11 protein-coding genes are annotated in these 15,916 nt (G+C 34.8%); 2 read left to right on the forward strand and 9 right to left on the reverse strand.

The features are described 5' to 3' along the window. Window positions 1-22 precede the first annotated feature (22 nt). The 5 genes from addA to CHB72_RS05460 form a co-directional block, all read right to left on the reverse strand. Window positions 23-3,640: a helicase-exonuclease AddAB subunit AddA gene (addA, locus tag CHB72_RS05440; RefSeq protein ID WP_089281860.1), complete on the reverse strand. Its 3,618-nt coding sequence runs from the start codon at window positions 3,638-3,640 to the stop codon at window positions 23-25. After that, complete coding sequence (addB, locus tag CHB72_RS05445; RefSeq protein WP_089281861.1) at window positions 3,624-7,022, reverse strand: helicase-exonuclease AddAB subunit AddB; 3,399 nt, start codon at window positions 7,020-7,022, stop codon at window positions 3,624-3,626. Before addB ends, addA begins: the two co-directional genes overlap by 17 nt. 127 nt (window positions 7,023-7,149) lie before the next feature. Next, window positions 7,150-9,108: a TRAP transporter permease gene (locus CHB72_RS05450; RefSeq protein WP_330396983.1), complete on the reverse strand. Its 1,959-nt coding sequence runs from the start codon at window positions 9,106-9,108 to the stop codon at window positions 7,150-7,152. Further along, window positions 9,090-9,608: a DUF1850 domain-containing protein gene (locus CHB72_RS05455; RefSeq protein ID WP_089281862.1), complete on the reverse strand. Its 519-nt coding sequence runs from the start codon at window positions 9,606-9,608 to the stop codon at window positions 9,090-9,092. Before CHB72_RS05455 ends, CHB72_RS05450 begins: the two co-directional genes overlap by 19 nt. A 68-nt stretch (window positions 9,609-9,676) precedes the next feature. Then, complete coding sequence (locus CHB72_RS05460; RefSeq protein ID WP_089281863.1) at window positions 9,677-10,687, reverse strand: TAXI family TRAP transporter solute-binding subunit; 1,011 nt, start codon at window positions 10,685-10,687, stop codon at window positions 9,677-9,679. 528 nt (window positions 10,688-11,215) lie between these two features. Here CHB72_RS05460 and CHB72_RS05465 point away from each other — a divergent pair. Then, the gene (locus tag CHB72_RS05465; RefSeq protein ID WP_089281864.1) at window positions 11,216-11,392 is read left to right on the forward strand and encodes an asparagine synthase; all 177 of its coding nucleotides are present in this window, start codon (window positions 11,216-11,218) and stop codon (window positions 11,390-11,392) included. 92 nt (window positions 11,393-11,484) lie between these two features. On the opposite strand, the gene CHB72_RS05470 is transcribed toward CHB72_RS05465, so the two are convergent. Then, entirely contained in the window at window positions 11,485-12,450 is a 966-nt protein-coding gene (locus CHB72_RS05470) for a 3'-5' exoribonuclease YhaM family protein (RefSeq protein WP_089281865.1), read from the reverse strand. Between the two features lie 286 nt (window positions 12,451-12,736). Here CHB72_RS05470 and CHB72_RS05475 point away from each other — a divergent pair, with 286 nt between their 5' ends. Continuing rightward, complete coding sequence (locus tag CHB72_RS05475) at window positions 12,737-13,315, forward strand: rubrerythrin family protein (RefSeq protein WP_089281866.1); 579 nt, start codon at window positions 12,737-12,739, stop codon at window positions 13,313-13,315. A 41-nt stretch (window positions 13,316-13,356) separates the two neighbouring features. Here CHB72_RS05475 and lipA read toward each other — a convergent pair whose 3' ends face one another. The 3 genes from lipA to CHB72_RS05490 form a co-directional block, all read right to left on the reverse strand. After that, window positions 13,357-14,223: a lipoyl synthase gene (gene lipA / locus CHB72_RS05480; RefSeq protein ID WP_330396984.1), complete on the reverse strand. Its 867-nt coding sequence runs from the start codon at window positions 14,221-14,223 to the stop codon at window positions 13,357-13,359. Continuing rightward, window positions 14,210-14,902 (reverse strand): lipoyl(octanoyl) transferase LipB, encoded by a 693-nt coding sequence (gene lipB / locus CHB72_RS05485; protein WP_089281867.1) that lies wholly within the window; start codon window positions 14,900-14,902, stop codon window positions 14,210-14,212. The genes lipA and lipB overlap by 14 nt, the downstream gene beginning before the upstream one ends. 134 nt (window positions 14,903-15,036) lie before the next feature. Next, complete coding sequence (locus CHB72_RS05490; protein WP_089281868.1) at window positions 15,037-15,870, reverse strand: hypothetical protein; 834 nt, start codon at window positions 15,868-15,870, stop codon at window positions 15,037-15,039. Window positions 15,871-15,916: the final 46 nt, after the last annotated feature.

Genomic DNA, 15,916 nt, shown 5'->3' on the forward strand with positions numbered 1-15,916 from the left:
TTCATCACGAAAAATCAAGTCACTATTTGAAAAAATATTCATCTTTTCCCTTGTAAGTTTGTTCCAATCTTACTGCTGTATCAATATCAAGGAGGTATATATAGCTTTCTTTCACATTTTTTCCTGTTATTTTTTCTAATGCCTCTTTATAAAGTTGTAATTGTACTTCATATTTTTGTATGATAATGGAAGTATTCCCATTAGGAACATAATCACTTTTATAATCAATCAATATTAACTTCTCTTTTTCTTCAAAATAACAGTCAATGATTCCTTGTACCAACAGCGACTCATCACAATCTTCTAGATCTATAATGACATCAACAGCTTTTTTCTTGATATTGAAGGCAATTTCTCTAAAAATTTTGTTAGCCATTAACATACGTCTGCCTAATTCACTTTTTAGTAAACCTTCGATTTTACAAATATCTACCGTTTTTGCCTCCTCCTCTGTTAGGAGCTCCTTTATTACCATCATTTGAATTTGTTCTTCTATATTGTTATGACCTTCTGCCATTTTAAAGTCTAAATGTTGTAATACAAAGTGAAGGATTGTACCTCTTTCAGCTGCTGTAAAAGCTTTAGTGCCCTCCATAAATTTAGGTCTTTTCACTAGATTCGGTATGCTATAGCTAATACTATCCATGTTTACAGCTGTAGATCTTTTTATTTGAGATACGGACAATTTAGATGGTATGATTGTAGCTCTCTCGTAGGGATATCTCCAATTTAGTATAGCATCTATTTTTTCTTTAAATGGAGTAAATTCCTCCCTTTGAAATTTCTCCAATTTTTCCCTGATTTCTTTTTTATGATCTGTTTTTTCCTGTTCTTCTAAAATAATGTGTTGCCGATTTAAAATTGAAACTGCCCAGTGGGAGCTGTCTTCTACTATCTTATCCTGTTGCAATTCTATTTCTGCTGCTTGTCTTAAAGGCTCTCCGTCCCGATGTTTTGTTAGTACCATCCCTATCCAGTCTAGATAATTTTTAGCTGAAGACAGCATATAGGGATTCATTCCTTTGTTCCATTTCTCTACCTGCTTTGGAAGGTTTTTTATGGAACCTACTAAAATTAATTTATCCATAGGTCTAGTCATTGCAACGTAGAGAATCCTCATTTCTTCTGATAAGCTTTCCATCTTGATTTTGTCCCTCATGGCAAGCTTAGCTATGGTGTCTCTATAGGTTCTTAACTCCAAATCTACAAACTTAGGTCCTAATCCTAAATCCTTATGCATTAGAACATCTGCATTTGTGTCTCTTAGATTAAAGTTTTTTCCTAAGCCAGCAGTGATCACAACTGGAAACTCTAGTCCTTTACTTTTATGGATACTCATAATTCTTACTACATTATCATTTTCTCCTAATATTTTTGCTGCCCCCATATCTCCTTTGCTGCGTTCTAGCTTTTCAATAAACTTGATAAAATTAAACAACCCTTTAATCGATGTCTTTTCAAACTGACTGGCACGATCTAATAATATCCTTAGATTCGCCTGTTTTTGTTGGCCTCCTGGCATAGCACCTACATAATAAAAATATCCTGTATCTATAAAGAGCTTCCAAATAAATTCGTCAATCTTCATGAATCTAGCTTCATCTGCCCAGTGACTTAATTGAATAATAAGAGTTTTTAACTTCTCTGTTAAATCATTATCTTGAATATCAATATAGGCTTCTATGGCTTCATAAAAGCTTCCTTCCTTATGACAAATCCTTATCTCCATGAGCTGATCTACTGAAAATTTTCCTATAGGAGAACGCATGACACTTAGTAACGGCAAATCCTGTCTTTTGTTATCAATAATCTTTAAGAGATTCATAAACATATTGATTTCAATTGCTTCAAAATAACCAGTACTGGCATCGGCATAGGCAGGTATATTTTCTCGAATAAAAGTTTCCAAAAAAGCTTCTGCCCAATTCTGAGTTGTTCTCATTAGCACAACAATGTCTTTATATTGAATGGATCTGTATTCCTTTTTCTCAGGATCATAGATTTCTTCCTTCAAAAGCTCTTTTATCCTACTGGCAACAATTCGTGCCTCCACCTCTATATCCTCTAGTTCCTCTATCTCCGCTTCTATTTCTTCCTCAATTTCAAAATCCTTTTCTATAATCTTTACTTCTATAGAAGGATCCTTAATAGCTTCAAAGCTTCTTCCCTCATAAAGATATGCCTCTTCATTGTAGTTAATTTCTCCAAGGGCTTTAGACATAATATGCTTAAACAAGTAATTGACTCCTCCAAGAACTTCCTTTCTGCTCCTGAAATTCTTTGATAAATCAATTCTTCTATTGAGGGCTCCCGACTCCAACTGAAAGCTTTCATACTTCTCTATAAAGAGGGTAGGGTCTGCTAATCGAAAACGATATATACTTTGCTTTACGTCCCCTACCATGAAAAGATTATCATTCCTTTTTATAGAATGAATAAGAGTTTCCTGTACTATATTACTATCTTGATATTCGTCTATAAAAATATATTGAAATCGATCTTGATATTCTTTAGCCGCCTTATCATTTTCTAATATGGCTAGAGCATAGTGCTCTAAATCATTAAAATCCACAATACCTCTTTCATTTTTCTTATGACTATATAGTTTCCCAAAGGATTCCACCATCTGCCACAGATACAGCATGAGGGGATACAGGGTTTTTAGATCCTCTATATACTCCTGTGGACTAAGGGCAAAGATGTCCTTTTTTATGGCTTTAAGAATATCCTTTCCCTTTTCCCGTAAGGATTTCACCTCTTCCTTTAAGGCTTCACTAACCTCCTGCTTTCCTCTGCCTAAGGTTTTATGTTTAAAGCCTCCGATTTTTTTATAAAAAGGAACCATTCCCGCTTCTAATGTTTGTTGTAAATCTTCTATTTGCTTTATATCATCTTCAATAGCCTCTGTATACTTGAAGGGACCATCAGGTCGATTGCATATTTCCTTTGCTTCTTTTAGTAAATCTATGGCTCCCTTTAAATTAATCTCAATACCTTCTTTAATAGTATGCATCCATAGACTTTTTTCAAAATTTTCTAAATCTAAATTAAAATCCTCTACTCGATCTCTTAACCACTGGTATGGCTTAGGTTGGCTTTGTATGAAACGATAAATTTTTAAAATCAAATCCTGCAGCGGAGTATCTTCTCTAGTACCTCCAAATCTTTCTACCAGTTCGATAAAGGAAGAATTGCTTTTTTCGTATTCATTTTCTAGCAATTCCTCTAATGCCTCCAGTTGTAAGATGCTAGTCTCCGTTACATCTCCTATTCGAAAGGTAGGATCAATATCAATAAAATGGAAATGTTTTTTAACAACCTCAATACAAAAGGCATGGAGGGTTGTAATGGAAGCTTTATTCAGCAATGCCATTTGTCTTCTAAGATGTTCTTCATTTTCATCCTGCTTTTCTAATTCCTTTACGATAGCATCTGCAATCCGCTCCCGCATTTCTCCTGCTGCAGCATTAGTAAAGGTTACAATCAATAGCTTATCTATATCCATCTTATCCTGTAGAATCATCTGAATAATCCGTTCCACAAGTACCGCTGTCTTTCCAGAACCAGCAGCAGCAGATACCAATAGATTGCTTTTTCGTGCATCTATAGCAGCCTTTTGCTCTTTAGTCCAATTCTTCATTGACATCTCCCTCCTTCCTTATTTTTTCTAAAACCTCTTCAGGCTTTAATTCTTTAATCACCCTATATTTATTGTCTTCAAACACACTATCAAACTGACAAATTGCCAGATAGTCACAATATTGACAGGAAATCTGTTTTCCTTTTTTACAGGGTTGAATCTTTACGTTTCCCTTTAACATTTCTTTAGCGATTTCTTTAATAAGATTTTTAATGTGGTTGATAAGACCTTGGAAATCTTCCTCTGTAGCAACAGATGACCTCTTTCCTATACTTTCATCTTGGTTTAATGCTACCGGAATAATGTCTGAGCTTTTTTCTATTGCTTTGTCTATTGCCTTAATAATTTTTAAATCCTTCACTACCAATCCCTTCATTTTAAGCTCTTTATTAATTTCCTTTTCTATAACCTCAATAGCCTTATCCGGTGTTTTGATGATAGGATCGTGGATTTTAAAGTAAAACACCCCAGCTGGATGATTGTTTTTATCTTTAAACTTATCCTTTAGTGCCATCACAGCCTCTAAATACACCATCAACTGTAATTGGAAACCATGGTAAACATCTGATAAACTGAATTGTTTATTACCAGATTTATAATCGATAATTTTAAAATAGTTATCTTCCTCTTCCTTTAATATATCTACTCGATCGATTCTTCCCTCTAGGTAGATGACTTCCCCATCTTCTAGTTCAATAGCAATAGCCGGTATAGTATAGCCTTCTCCAAAGATAACTTCATGCCCATAGGGCACAAACTCTCCGTTTTTTATATGCTCCACTAAGGTCCATAATGCTTTTTTACTAACCCGCGTTAAACGATTTACCAAATATTTATATCGATGAGTGCTTAGCATTACTCCATATTGAAAGTCTTCTGCCAGCTTCTGCATTACCTCATCCATCATTCCTTCACATTGGAATTGATTCATCTCTAGCCAGTTTATCTTATTTTCCTTGGTTTTTTTTGCAAATTGCTCCATGGAATAGTGAAATATTTTTCCTAGATCTGGCCCTTTAATTTCATACTCTCTTCTTTCCTTAGGGTTTAATCCATAGGTAACAAAATGAGAGAAGGGACAATTAACAAAGCTTTCTAACCTTGAAACACTAGTACGAATAGGGAGATTATATAATTCCTTGATTTTACCTTTGTCAATATACTTCACTTGATTTTCATAGAATAGACCTTCAAGCATAAGGTTATTCTTTTCCTGCCACTGAGGTTGATGCAGATACCAGTCATAAACATCCCACCAAAATTCATCAAATGGCTTATTGTCCATATATAATCGAAGGTTCTCCGTTAAGTACTTGAAGGTACTGGTGGGAGAAGATACTAAATGCAGCTGATTATCTATACCCTTTATAGCATCTCCCTCTATCTTTAGCTTAGGGAATAATTTCTTAAATCGATCAATCAAAATAGAAGGCCTTTTTGCCTTTCCTTCTTCATCCCCCAAGGCAAAGCTTAACCACAGATATTCTCTAGGCTTTGAAAAGGCCGAATAAATAGAGAAGTTCTCTTGAAAGAGCTTTGTGTCTCCACTTGCTGCCAATTCTAACCCCAATTCTTCTAAGGATTTTCTTTCGTGATCCAATAATACACCTTCCTCCCCATGGAGAGAGGGGAGAATACCATCGTTTACTCCTACTATAAATAGACCCTTAATATCATGGCTTCTAGAACGTTCAAGATTTCCTACTAATACTTGATCAATGGTAGAGGGAATTACTCCAATTTCACAGGTGGAAAAACCTGCCTCTAAAAGCTTATAGTATTCCTTCAATGAAATTTTACTATCTTCTAATATTTCATAGATTTGGTCAAAAATTTCCATTACAGTATTCCAAATCTGGGTGTTTTCATTAACATAGTCAAATCTACCCTTATCTTTTAAATCCTCTATCCACAAATCCAGCTTCTCTTGAATATCCATATCCTGCAAATAAGCAAACAAACCTTCGGTGATTTCTTTAGGATTTTTGTTCTTGTAAATTCTTTTTTGAAGCTTCTTTAGAGGATCAATGACTTTCACCCTAATGTTATTAAACTTTTTTAGCTCTTCCTCTTCTCCCCTATCAAAATCCTCTAACCATTTCACCCCTCTAATACCATACTGTAGTGCATAGTTTTCCAGTATCTCTCCTTCATCCTTTGACAAATCTGTAAACCCTGTTTTGATGAGTCTAAAAATATCTTTGTACTGATAATTTTTTATAATGGTTTCCATAGCTGCTAAAATCAGTTCAATAATAGGGTGATCCATAATGCTTCTTTTTTCATCCATAAAATAAGGTATACCGTATTCTTCAAAAGCTCTTTTTATCATTTCCCTGTAGCCTTCAAAATTTCCTGATACAACAGCAATATCTTTATATCTATAGTTCTTATCTCTTACAAGCCCTCTAATTTCTGCAGCCACATGCTCTATTTCAGAATACAGATTGGCACCAGCAAAAACCTTTAAATTCTCTACTTCGCCTTTATACTGTTGATAAGGATATCTAAAAAATTCTTTTTCTATATGAACTATCTCCTTTGACTTCTCAAGGCCATTGACTTTATCAACATCAAAGTCAAGAATTTTTTCTGAAATATTTAATTGCTGTACTATATTTCTAATTCGTAAAAATGTATTTTGAGATATGTGGAATAAATCCTTGTCCCATTCCTTTCCCTTCAACTCCATCGTAAAGGTAATGTATATTTCCTTTACCTTTAATAGTAGTTTCTCAATGATCCTCAGGGTTTGGGGTGTGAAAATATGAAAACCATCAATCCATATTTCAGCCCCCTCTAAGAAGCTAGCTTTTTCTAAAGATTCTATTAAAAGATTTAAATGATCTTCATTGTCTACATAACGATTTTCTAAATAACTATTAAATTTACTATAGATAAAGGCAATATCCGCCAGTTTCATTTTTAGAATACTATCTTCTTCTACCTTCTCTATTCCTAATGATAAATCAATTGGAGTAATACCCTGTTGCTTAAATTCGCAAATCATATCATTCAGCTTTGATACAAACCCGTCTTGTTTAGCAGTACTTTTATAAATTGTCAAATGTCTACTAGATTCCTCTAGTATCTTTTTTATGATCATATTTTTGCCAATCTCATTGATAGGAGTTTTGGTTAATCCTCCAACTTCATTAAAAACCCTATAGGCAAGCCTTGTAAAGCTTAGAACCTCTGCCCTCATAATTCCATTTAGCTGTTGTTTTTCTATTAAATCTCTTTCCGCCTGCAAAGTAAATTGTTCTGGAACGATTAGTATTAAAGGATGGTCTTCTCCTTGCTGTAGCCTCTCCTTCATCTGGTTCATTACAAAATGGCTTTTTCCTACTGCAGCTCTCCCTGTTATGTAGGTTATCCCCATAGTCTCACCTCTTTTTCCTATGATATCATCCTAATACTATTATACCATACCCTTGCCCTAAACATAATAAAGCCTCTACAACAGTTGTAGAGGCTTTCTATTCTTTATTTAATGATTATTTTCTTTTTTATAATATAACGGAGGTTTCTTCTTTTTTGGCTCGTGTTACTTGAAGTGCAAAGATAATACCAGTTATTAGTATGCCTAGTCCGTTAGACCACATACTAGGATTCACCAGCATAATTCCTCCGGCTGCTAGAGCCAATCGTTCCCAAGCTCTTGCGTTGGTTTTCAAGTATCCACTTACTGCTCCTGCTAGTGCGTACATACCAATCAATGCTGTTGCCAAAGCCAAAATTAGTTCGACTGCATTGGTATCTACCAATACTAACTCTGGGTTTGTTGCAAAAATATAGGGTACTAAATAAGCCGCAAAAGCCAGCTTTGATGCTTGAACACCAGTTTTAAAAGGATTAGATCCTGCAATACCAGAACCAGCAAAGGCTGCTAAAGCAACTGGCGGTGTAATATCTGCAACAATACCAAAATAGAATACGAATAGGTGGGCTGCAATTACAGGTATGCCTAATTCTACTAATACAGGTGCTGCAATGGTTGCCTGAACAATATAGTTTGCTGTTGTTGGCATACCCATCCCTAATATAATAGAAGCAAACATAGTAAACAGCATAGCAAGATATACGTTCCCACCTGATAATATTAGGATCCCTGTAGAGAATTTAACTCCTAAACCTGTGAGAGTTACAATACCTACGATAATACCAGCAGTAGCACAGGCCATAGCTACTGGCAATGCTGATCGGGCACCTTCCTCTAGCCCCTCAAATAGATCTCTTACTTTCAACCTTGTATCCTTTCGTATATAGGATACAGCAATAGCACTAATAATAGCCCATAGAGCTGCTAGCATAGGGGTTTTGCCCTGTATGAGTAACCACACAATAACTACGATCGGTAAAGCCAAAAACCATTTTTCCTTTATTAGCTTAAAGGGATTGGGTAATTCGCTACGTTTTAATCCTCTTAATCCCTGTTTCTTCGCTTCTAGATGTACCATAATGAAAATTCCAGTGAAATATAACAATGCAGGAATAGATGCTGCCAATGCAATTGTTATATAGGGTAATCCAGTAAATTCTGTCATAATGAAGGCTGCTGCCCCCATGACAGGCGGCATTAATTGCCCACCAGTAGATGCAGCTGCTTCAGTAGCTGCAGCAAATTCACTTTTATAGCCTATACTTTTCATCAAAGGAATTGTAACAGATCCAGTACCAACAGTATTGGCAACAGAGCTTCCTGAGATGGTTCCTTGACTGGCACTGGCAATAACCGCTGCCTTAGCAGGTCCTCCAGTGGCACCTCCAGCAACCCCCATAGCTAAATCCGTTAACCAATTACCAATTCCCGTCTTCTTTAAGAAGGTAGCAAATACCAAGAATAAGAAAATAAAGGTCGAGGATACTCCTACAGGAATCCCTAAAATTGCTTCTGTTGACATCCACATATAGGTGGCGATTCTAGGTATCGCATAGCCCCGATGGGATAAAAGTCCTGGAAACATCGGCCCTATATAAGCATAAATTAAGAAAAAAGACGCAACAGATACTAGAATTGGACCTGCAACTCTTCTGGTTGCTTCAATAACCAATATTACAGCTAAAATTGAGATGTAAATATCAGTCGTTGTATAGGCCCCCGCCCTGTGAATAATAGGCTGATAATATACAACATGATATCCAGTTACTACGATAGCAAGTGCTGCTAGAATATAATCATACCATGATATTTTATTGCTTCTGTTAGATTTTCTCATAGGATAAAGAATAAATACGAGGAATAGTGCAAATCCTACGTGCTGGCCCCTTTGAATGGTTGTAGGGAATACCCCAAAGGCTGCGGTACGAAGCTGTATTAATGCCCAAGCTATTGCTACAACCGATATAATTTTTGCCATGATACCCTCTAGCTTTCTATAGGCAAACTCTCTATCATATTTCGCCATAATTTCTGCTTGTTTAGACTCGTCAAGTTCAGGAGTCAAGTTTACTTGATCTTTAGCCACAATTTAACCTCCTTATGCATGTATTTTATAAGGGGAATTTTACATGCTCTAATGGTGACAAAACCCCCAGGTCTGCTGATATTTTTTAATTCCACTATATCATTCTTATAGATCAATGTATGGTTAGCAATCACTTGTCCTATCCTAACCGGCACCTCATCAAAAATGATATCGTAATTGTACACTCTAAACATACCATTCTTAATCTCCCATTTTGTTCCATTTTCTGGACCTGAAGGAAGATTAGGTCCATTTTCATTGAAAAGCATCTCATATATACTAATAGTAAAATCAGAATTGATTTGATAGGTTTCGATGACAGGTTGCTTACTTACAGAATGTACCCATTGTACAGTAAAGCGATCATGTGGTTTAGCAAAAGCTTGATATAATATTTGATCTTTCTTCACACCATCTACAACTTGTAATAAAGTAACAGGATAACTATAAAGCAGAACTGTTAGTAGTAATACAAGATAAATCCAGTACTTTTTTTTCATGTTTTTCTACTCCAAAATTGAGCCGGGCATAGATATGCTCGGCTCATAATTATTACCTTGTCAATCCTTTACATCATACCTTTTTCTTCATAGTACTTGATTGCTCCAGCATGGAAATCTGTTGTGATTCCGTTAAGAGCATTTTCTAATAGAATTTGTGACCCTGTCGCATGTGATTTAGTTATATCTGCATTTTTCTCATACATGAACTTCACTAAATTATAAACTGTATCCTCGTCCATATCATCACGTACATAAAGCACCGCTTGTAGTGCGATTGTATGAATATCTGGATAATCAGTTCCTTTAAAGTTATAAGTTCCAGCAGGAATTACATGTGGTGCTACTAATGGGAAGTCAGCTTGTAATTGTGTTAAAGCATCCCCTTTGATCTCTAAGAAAGCAATTTCTTTTGTTGTTAAAAGGTCTACGATAGCAGAAGCTGGTGCTCCAAGTACATTCCAAGCAGCATCTAAATGCCCATCTTTCATTTTATCTACTGCATCTCCGAAGGTATCATTTACTACTGTCATATCACCATCTGCTAATCCATAAGCAGAAAAGATATGTGGTGTTGTAGCAGCTGTACCACTTCCTGGAGGTCCTCCAGCTACAGTTTTACCTGCTTGATCTTCTATTGTTAGTACGCCCTTTTCTACTAGTCCAACACCTTGAATAATCTCAGGATATACAACACCTACCGCTTTAAAGCCTTGTACAACTTGACCATCGAAAGAACCTACGCCCTTCCATGCATCATCAGCTATATTATTCATAGCCATTACGATATCTGCATCTCTTGAGTCAAGAAGTCTTAAGTTTTCAACAGAAGCTCCAGATGGTTGGATTGTAACATTAACACCTTCAATGTTTTCATTCCATACGCTAGCAATAGCTCCACCTAATGGATAATATGTACCTGCGGTTCCACCAGTAGCGAATAATAACTCTTGTGTTCCACCACCACCGCCACCACTGCCACCGTCAGTAGTTGCTCCACCACCGCCGCCACAGCCTACTAATATAAGACTAATAATTAATACTAGTGCTACCGTAAGTAGCATGCCTCTTTTCTTCATTAAAAAATATCCCCCTTTGTATTTTTATTTAAAAGATTATATACCTACTATAAGATGTAATGATAGGTATATTCTCCTTTAACAAAATAAGCTGTTTTTTTGCTACTTATCTTTATCTTATTCCTTGTCAATATAATAATAAAAGCTAGTGTGATAATGGACTTCTTGAACTCAGCCTATTGAGTATATATTAAAATATTCTATATATTTTCAATAATTCCTTCTTTTAGAATTTTTTAATTATACTTCCTATTTTATATTTTCAATGATATGTATAGTAATGCAAATCTATAGTAGCAATTTTAGAAATGTAATGAATTTTTTCAATAGTTGCATTTTAACACTATTTATTATATTAGATTTTTTCTGAATTTTAAAGTGTTAATTTTGTGTTTTTGTGAAATCCTTGTGTTTTCAAAGGATTAAGTATTTATTTTTATTCATCTGTTGGGAAAATTTTGCTTTAATAATTTGTTTTTAATTTTCTAATACTAATAATGCTATTCAAAAAAATTTAGGAGGGATTTTATGAAGATTTACGAAGGATTGATCCCAACTGTTTTAGGTACTGCTGTTACTGCAACTGGTACAATGATGAAGAGACGAAACATCCAACCAATAGTATCAGCTGGTATTATAGGATTTGGATTAGCACATGTAGTTTTGGGTGCCATAGATTTAATAGAGCATCGAGATGAGCATTAAAACTTATTAAGCAGATAACCGGAATTTCTGATTTTGTGTCTGTGGCTTATACAAGATGTAGTTAGAATAGAGAAGATCACATAGTTTCTTCTCTATTTTTTATAATATTCTGTTCCCATATTCCATAATTTTTTAGTAAAAGTATCTTCTTCTTCAACATTTTCTTTTACATGGGCTAAAATACTTTCTATATCCCCTGACATTTTATCTGATTGATGAAGGATTTGAGCCTCTACTGTTTTAGGTAATACAGGAGAACCAAATTCTAAGCTTCCATGATGTCCTAGTATTCCATTTAAAATAACTAGCTTATCTTCTTGTGGAAATTCCTCTATCTTATTTATTATATTTAATGTATAATGGGCGCCTAAAAAAATATGTCCTACCATCATACCTTCTTCAGTAAAACCTGTTTCCGGCAATGCCTTGTACTCCATCATCTTACCCCAATCATGGAGCATGGTCATAGTAATCAGTCGATCCATTTGAATCTGTGATAGCTTTTTTGTAGAAGCTACTGTATTAGCAAATTTTAAGACTTCTAATGTATGCTGTAAAAGTCCGTGATAATAATTATGATGTACTTTTCTGGCAGCTGGATAGGTGCCAAATTTATTTGAAAATTCCTCAGAAAATATCATCTTCTCAATTAATTTTTTAAGGTGCGGTGCTTCTATTTTATTATAATAAAACGCTAATCCCTTCTCCATGCTTTCATAATCCCATGGACTTACTGGCATAAGGTCTTTTATATTGACTTGAGCATCTTCAATTTTTTCCAGACTTTTAATCGTAAGCTGTAGCTGACCTGAATATTCCCCAACAATAGCTTGTATCTGCATTATTTGATAATTATTAAAGTCTTGAAATTTATATTGATTTTCTTCATAGTCCCAATATTTTACCTCCATTACCTTTGATGCATCCTGAATAACTAAGTCAGCATATTTCTTATCATTTTTTGTAGTTTTTATATTCACTTCAGATACTAGAACTACTGCTTCTATCGTTTCATTAAGAAGCTTTTTAGAGATCTCCTTTAACTGTTTTATAAACATATAAACCCACCTTTAGAATATTTAATTATTATCTATGTTAGAATTCTATTTTATTTCTTTATTCCCTTCATAACATTCATATTTTCTCCATATTTTGAATTTCATAGTCTAATTTTTCACAAGTATAAATATAATCATTATAGCAATTAGTTGTACTTTAAAAAAACATTAGAAAAACCTATAATGACTGTTTATGATATAACTTACGGGGTAAACATTCTATGGGATGCATGATAAGCTTTGATGTACATAAAATATATTTTGAAAATTTAAGGAGGAGATATTTATGAACCCAATGACAGCTAGTAATTTAAAATCCGCTTTTGGCGGAGAAAGCATGGCCCATATGAGATACATACAATGGGGGGAAGCAGCAAAAAAAGAAGGTTTCCCAAATGTCGCTAATCTTTTTAATGCTGTTTCTTATGCAGAGCAAGTGCATGCTGGTAACCATTTTAGAGAGTTGAGAAAAGAAGTAGGTGAAGCTTCAGTAACTGCTGGTGCAGGCTTTGGCATGACAAATACTTCCGAAAACCTTCAGGGAGCTATCGAAGGCGAAAATTATGAAGTAGCACAAATGTACCCTGCCTTTATAGCGGTTGCAGATCTTCAATCTGAAAAAGGTAGTATCCGTTCCTTCCAGTTTGCCCTTGAAGCAGAAAAGACTCACTCTGCATTGTTTACAGCTGCTAAAGAAGCTGTAGATGCTGGAAAAGATTATGCAGAAGCTACTGTACATGTATGTGATATCTGTGGTTATACCTTAGTTGGTGAGTTAGAAGATGATTGTCCTGTGTGCAAAGCAAAAACCAGCATGTTTACAACCTTTAAACCCGAAGGAGCCTGTTGTTCTTCTTGTTGTTAATTGATGACTAGAGTTTTTCACACAATTTAAGCGGAGAATTTTTATTCTCCGCTTAATATATTGTACCCTTCTATAGCTTTATATGAACTTCTTACGAATGGTCCACTGGCAACATACTTCAATCCCTTCTTAATTGCTTTTTCTTTATAATATTGAAACTTTTCAGGGGAAATATATTCTGCTACCTGGATGTGTTTCTTTGTTGGTTGTAGGTACTGCCCTAAAGTCAAAATATCGCAACCTACTTGCAATAAATCCTCCATCACCAAGGTGACCTCTTCTTCATTTTCGCCTAAGCCTAGCATTAAACCAGTTTTTGTTATTATTCTAGGGTTTTCTCTCTTTGCTATTTCTAAAATCTTCAGAGATCTTTTATAGTTACCTTCCGGTCTCACTGTCTTATATAGAAAAGGAACAGTTTCTAAATTGTGATTTAGGATCTCAGGTTCAACGTCAATAATTTTTTGCAACGCATCTTTATTACCATTAAAGTCTGGTATCAGCACCTCTATCGTAGTGTTGACATTATTTCTCCTGATTTCTTTGATAGTATGTACAAAGTGGTGGGCACCGCCATCTTTTAAGTCGTCTCTAGTAACGGATGTTATTACCACATGCTTTAAACCCAGTTCTTTTACTGCCTTAGCTACATTTTCAGGTTCTTCCCTATCTAATTCTTCGGGGGAATCCTTTGAAACAGCACAGAATCTACAATTTCTGGTACATTGCTTCCCTAAAATCATGAATGTAGCAGTTTTGTTTTCAAAACACTCCCCAATATTAGGACAATTCGCACCTTCACAAACTGTGTGTAGTGATAAGCCCTTAAGCATATTTTCCATAGCATATAAACTTTTCTGATTTGGTATTTTTTTGGTTAACCATGAAGGTTTTCTATCTATTGTCAATAGAAATCATCTCCTCTAATTGTTGAAATTTTTTTTCTATTAATTTACATTCAAATAGACTTTCAAAGTTACTCCTTATCTTTAGTAATACAGCTTCTTTTTCTACATCCTTTTTGATTTTTTTTATAGAGGTGATACCAAAATCTGTGATGCCACATGGGTTGATTAACTTAAAGTGTTCTTCATTTATATCATAATTAAGAGCAAACCCATGCATTGTAATCCAACTTTTCAGCGCTACACCCATAGCACATATTTTTTCATCAGCTACCCAAACCCCTCTATATTTGCTTTTTCTTCCAGCAAGAATCCCGTTTTCTTTTAACGTACATATTATGATCTCCTCCAATTGGTGCATGTACCAATGAATATCCTTTTTAAAATGCTTTAAGTTCAAAATTGGATAACCAACTATTTGTCCTAGCCCATGATAGGTAATATTACCCCCTCTATTGGTTTCGTGAATATCTATACCTAAGGATTTAATATATTCCTTTGGCCATAATAGATTTTCAAAGCCTCCACTTTTCCCAACAGTAAAAACAGGATCGTGTTCTACCAATAATAAAAATCCAGCTAAGTCATCATGATTTTTCATGTGGCTCATCACCATATTTTGCACTTTTAAGCCCTGTTCGTATCTAATTGTCCCAATGTCTATTAATATTACTTTTTTCATGAAACCACGCTCCTCTTTTATATCTTATCACATATTTAAATTTACTGTTGCAGTTTATAGCTATCTCTTTTAGTCACGAACGAAACCGTATATACATGTGCATTAAAATCAAAGCATGACAAGGTATATTTATGTCAGTTTTTCATCCCATAAGTATTCTTGATTTTACCTGATTCCCATCTAGCCTGTATCTTCCTAAAAAAGTATATATAAAGAATACAAACTGCATAGATCAATAAATATCCTACATTAAGCCCAAAACTTGGGACAAAAAACATAAAAGAAAAATAGAATACTACTAATGTACTTACGCTGTAAGAAAAACCTTGGATTACAAATTGAACTGACCTGTTACCTGCCTCATAATGCAAGACCAATAATAATGGAAAAAGAGTGGAGGGAAAAGAGCTTAAAATTACTGCCCATCTGCTTCCTACCATCGATGCCGCTCCAGTAATTCCCAATAAAATAAGCCCAACCACAAGTCCTCTAATGACTAACTGTATAATAGTAGTTGAAGATTTAATGGTCGTCTGTTCTTTATCTATTAACTTGTTAATAATGAAAATATTTAAAACAAATACCAGCATAAACAATAATGTTGCTCTGAGCATAGTAAGGGGTATCAAAGTAAGTAATCGACCAAAGGCCAAGAATACTATGATGCTTGCTATGGAAGGTATTAAAATAGAAACCAGCTTACTATTTGATTTATTTGCTCTCACTATTATAAAATAGACAAAACAAAAAATTATAGAAGCTGATAATCCCGCTATCCCCCATGGAATTCCTTGCACAGTGAACTCTACTCCTTGTTCATAGGAAATAAAATAGACAGATAACCCAGCTCCAAGAGGTAGTCCTGAGAGAGTTCCTCCAAGTTGTAGACTTACTCTCTTTGAAATTTCCGCCAAAGATATGATGATGAAAAAAGATAATAATAGCTTAACAATTAATAGGTTACCCAAATCCTTCACCCACTTTACATTTTATAATTATTTCTAGCTTTCCTTC

This window comes from Anaerovirgula multivorans (assembly GCF_900188145.1).
Lineage (GTDB): Bacteria > Bacillota > Clostridia > Peptostreptococcales > Natronincolaceae > Anaerovirgula > Anaerovirgula multivorans.

Coding starts and splice junctions, on each gene's coding strand:
- CHB72_RS05475 (WP_089281866.1), top strand. CDS start 12,737: ATGAACCCAATGACAGCTAGTAATTTAAAATCCGCTTTTGGCGGAGAA.
- addA (WP_089281860.1), bottom strand. CDS start 3,640: ATGAAGAATTGGACTAAAGAGCAAAAGGCTGCTATAGATGCACGAAAA.
- CHB72_RS05470 (WP_089281865.1), bottom strand. CDS start 12,450: ATGTTTATAAAACAGTTAAAGGAGATCTCTAAAAAGCTTCTTAATGAA.
- addB (WP_089281861.1), bottom strand. CDS start 7,022: ATGGGGATAACCTACATAACAGGGAGAGCTGCAGTAGGAAAAAGCCAT.
- CHB72_RS05455 (WP_089281862.1), bottom strand. CDS start 9,608: ATGAAAAAAAAGTACTGGATTTATCTTGTATTACTACTAACAGTTCTG.
- CHB72_RS05460 (WP_089281863.1), bottom strand. CDS start 10,687: ATGAAGAAAAGAGGCATGCTACTTACGGTAGCACTAGTATTAATTATT.
- CHB72_RS05465 (WP_089281864.1), top strand. CDS start 11,216: ATGAAGATTTACGAAGGATTGATCCCAACTGTTTTAGGTACTGCTGTT.
- lipB (WP_089281867.1), bottom strand. CDS start 14,902: ATGAAAAAAGTAATATTAATAGACATTGGGACAATTAGATACGAACAG.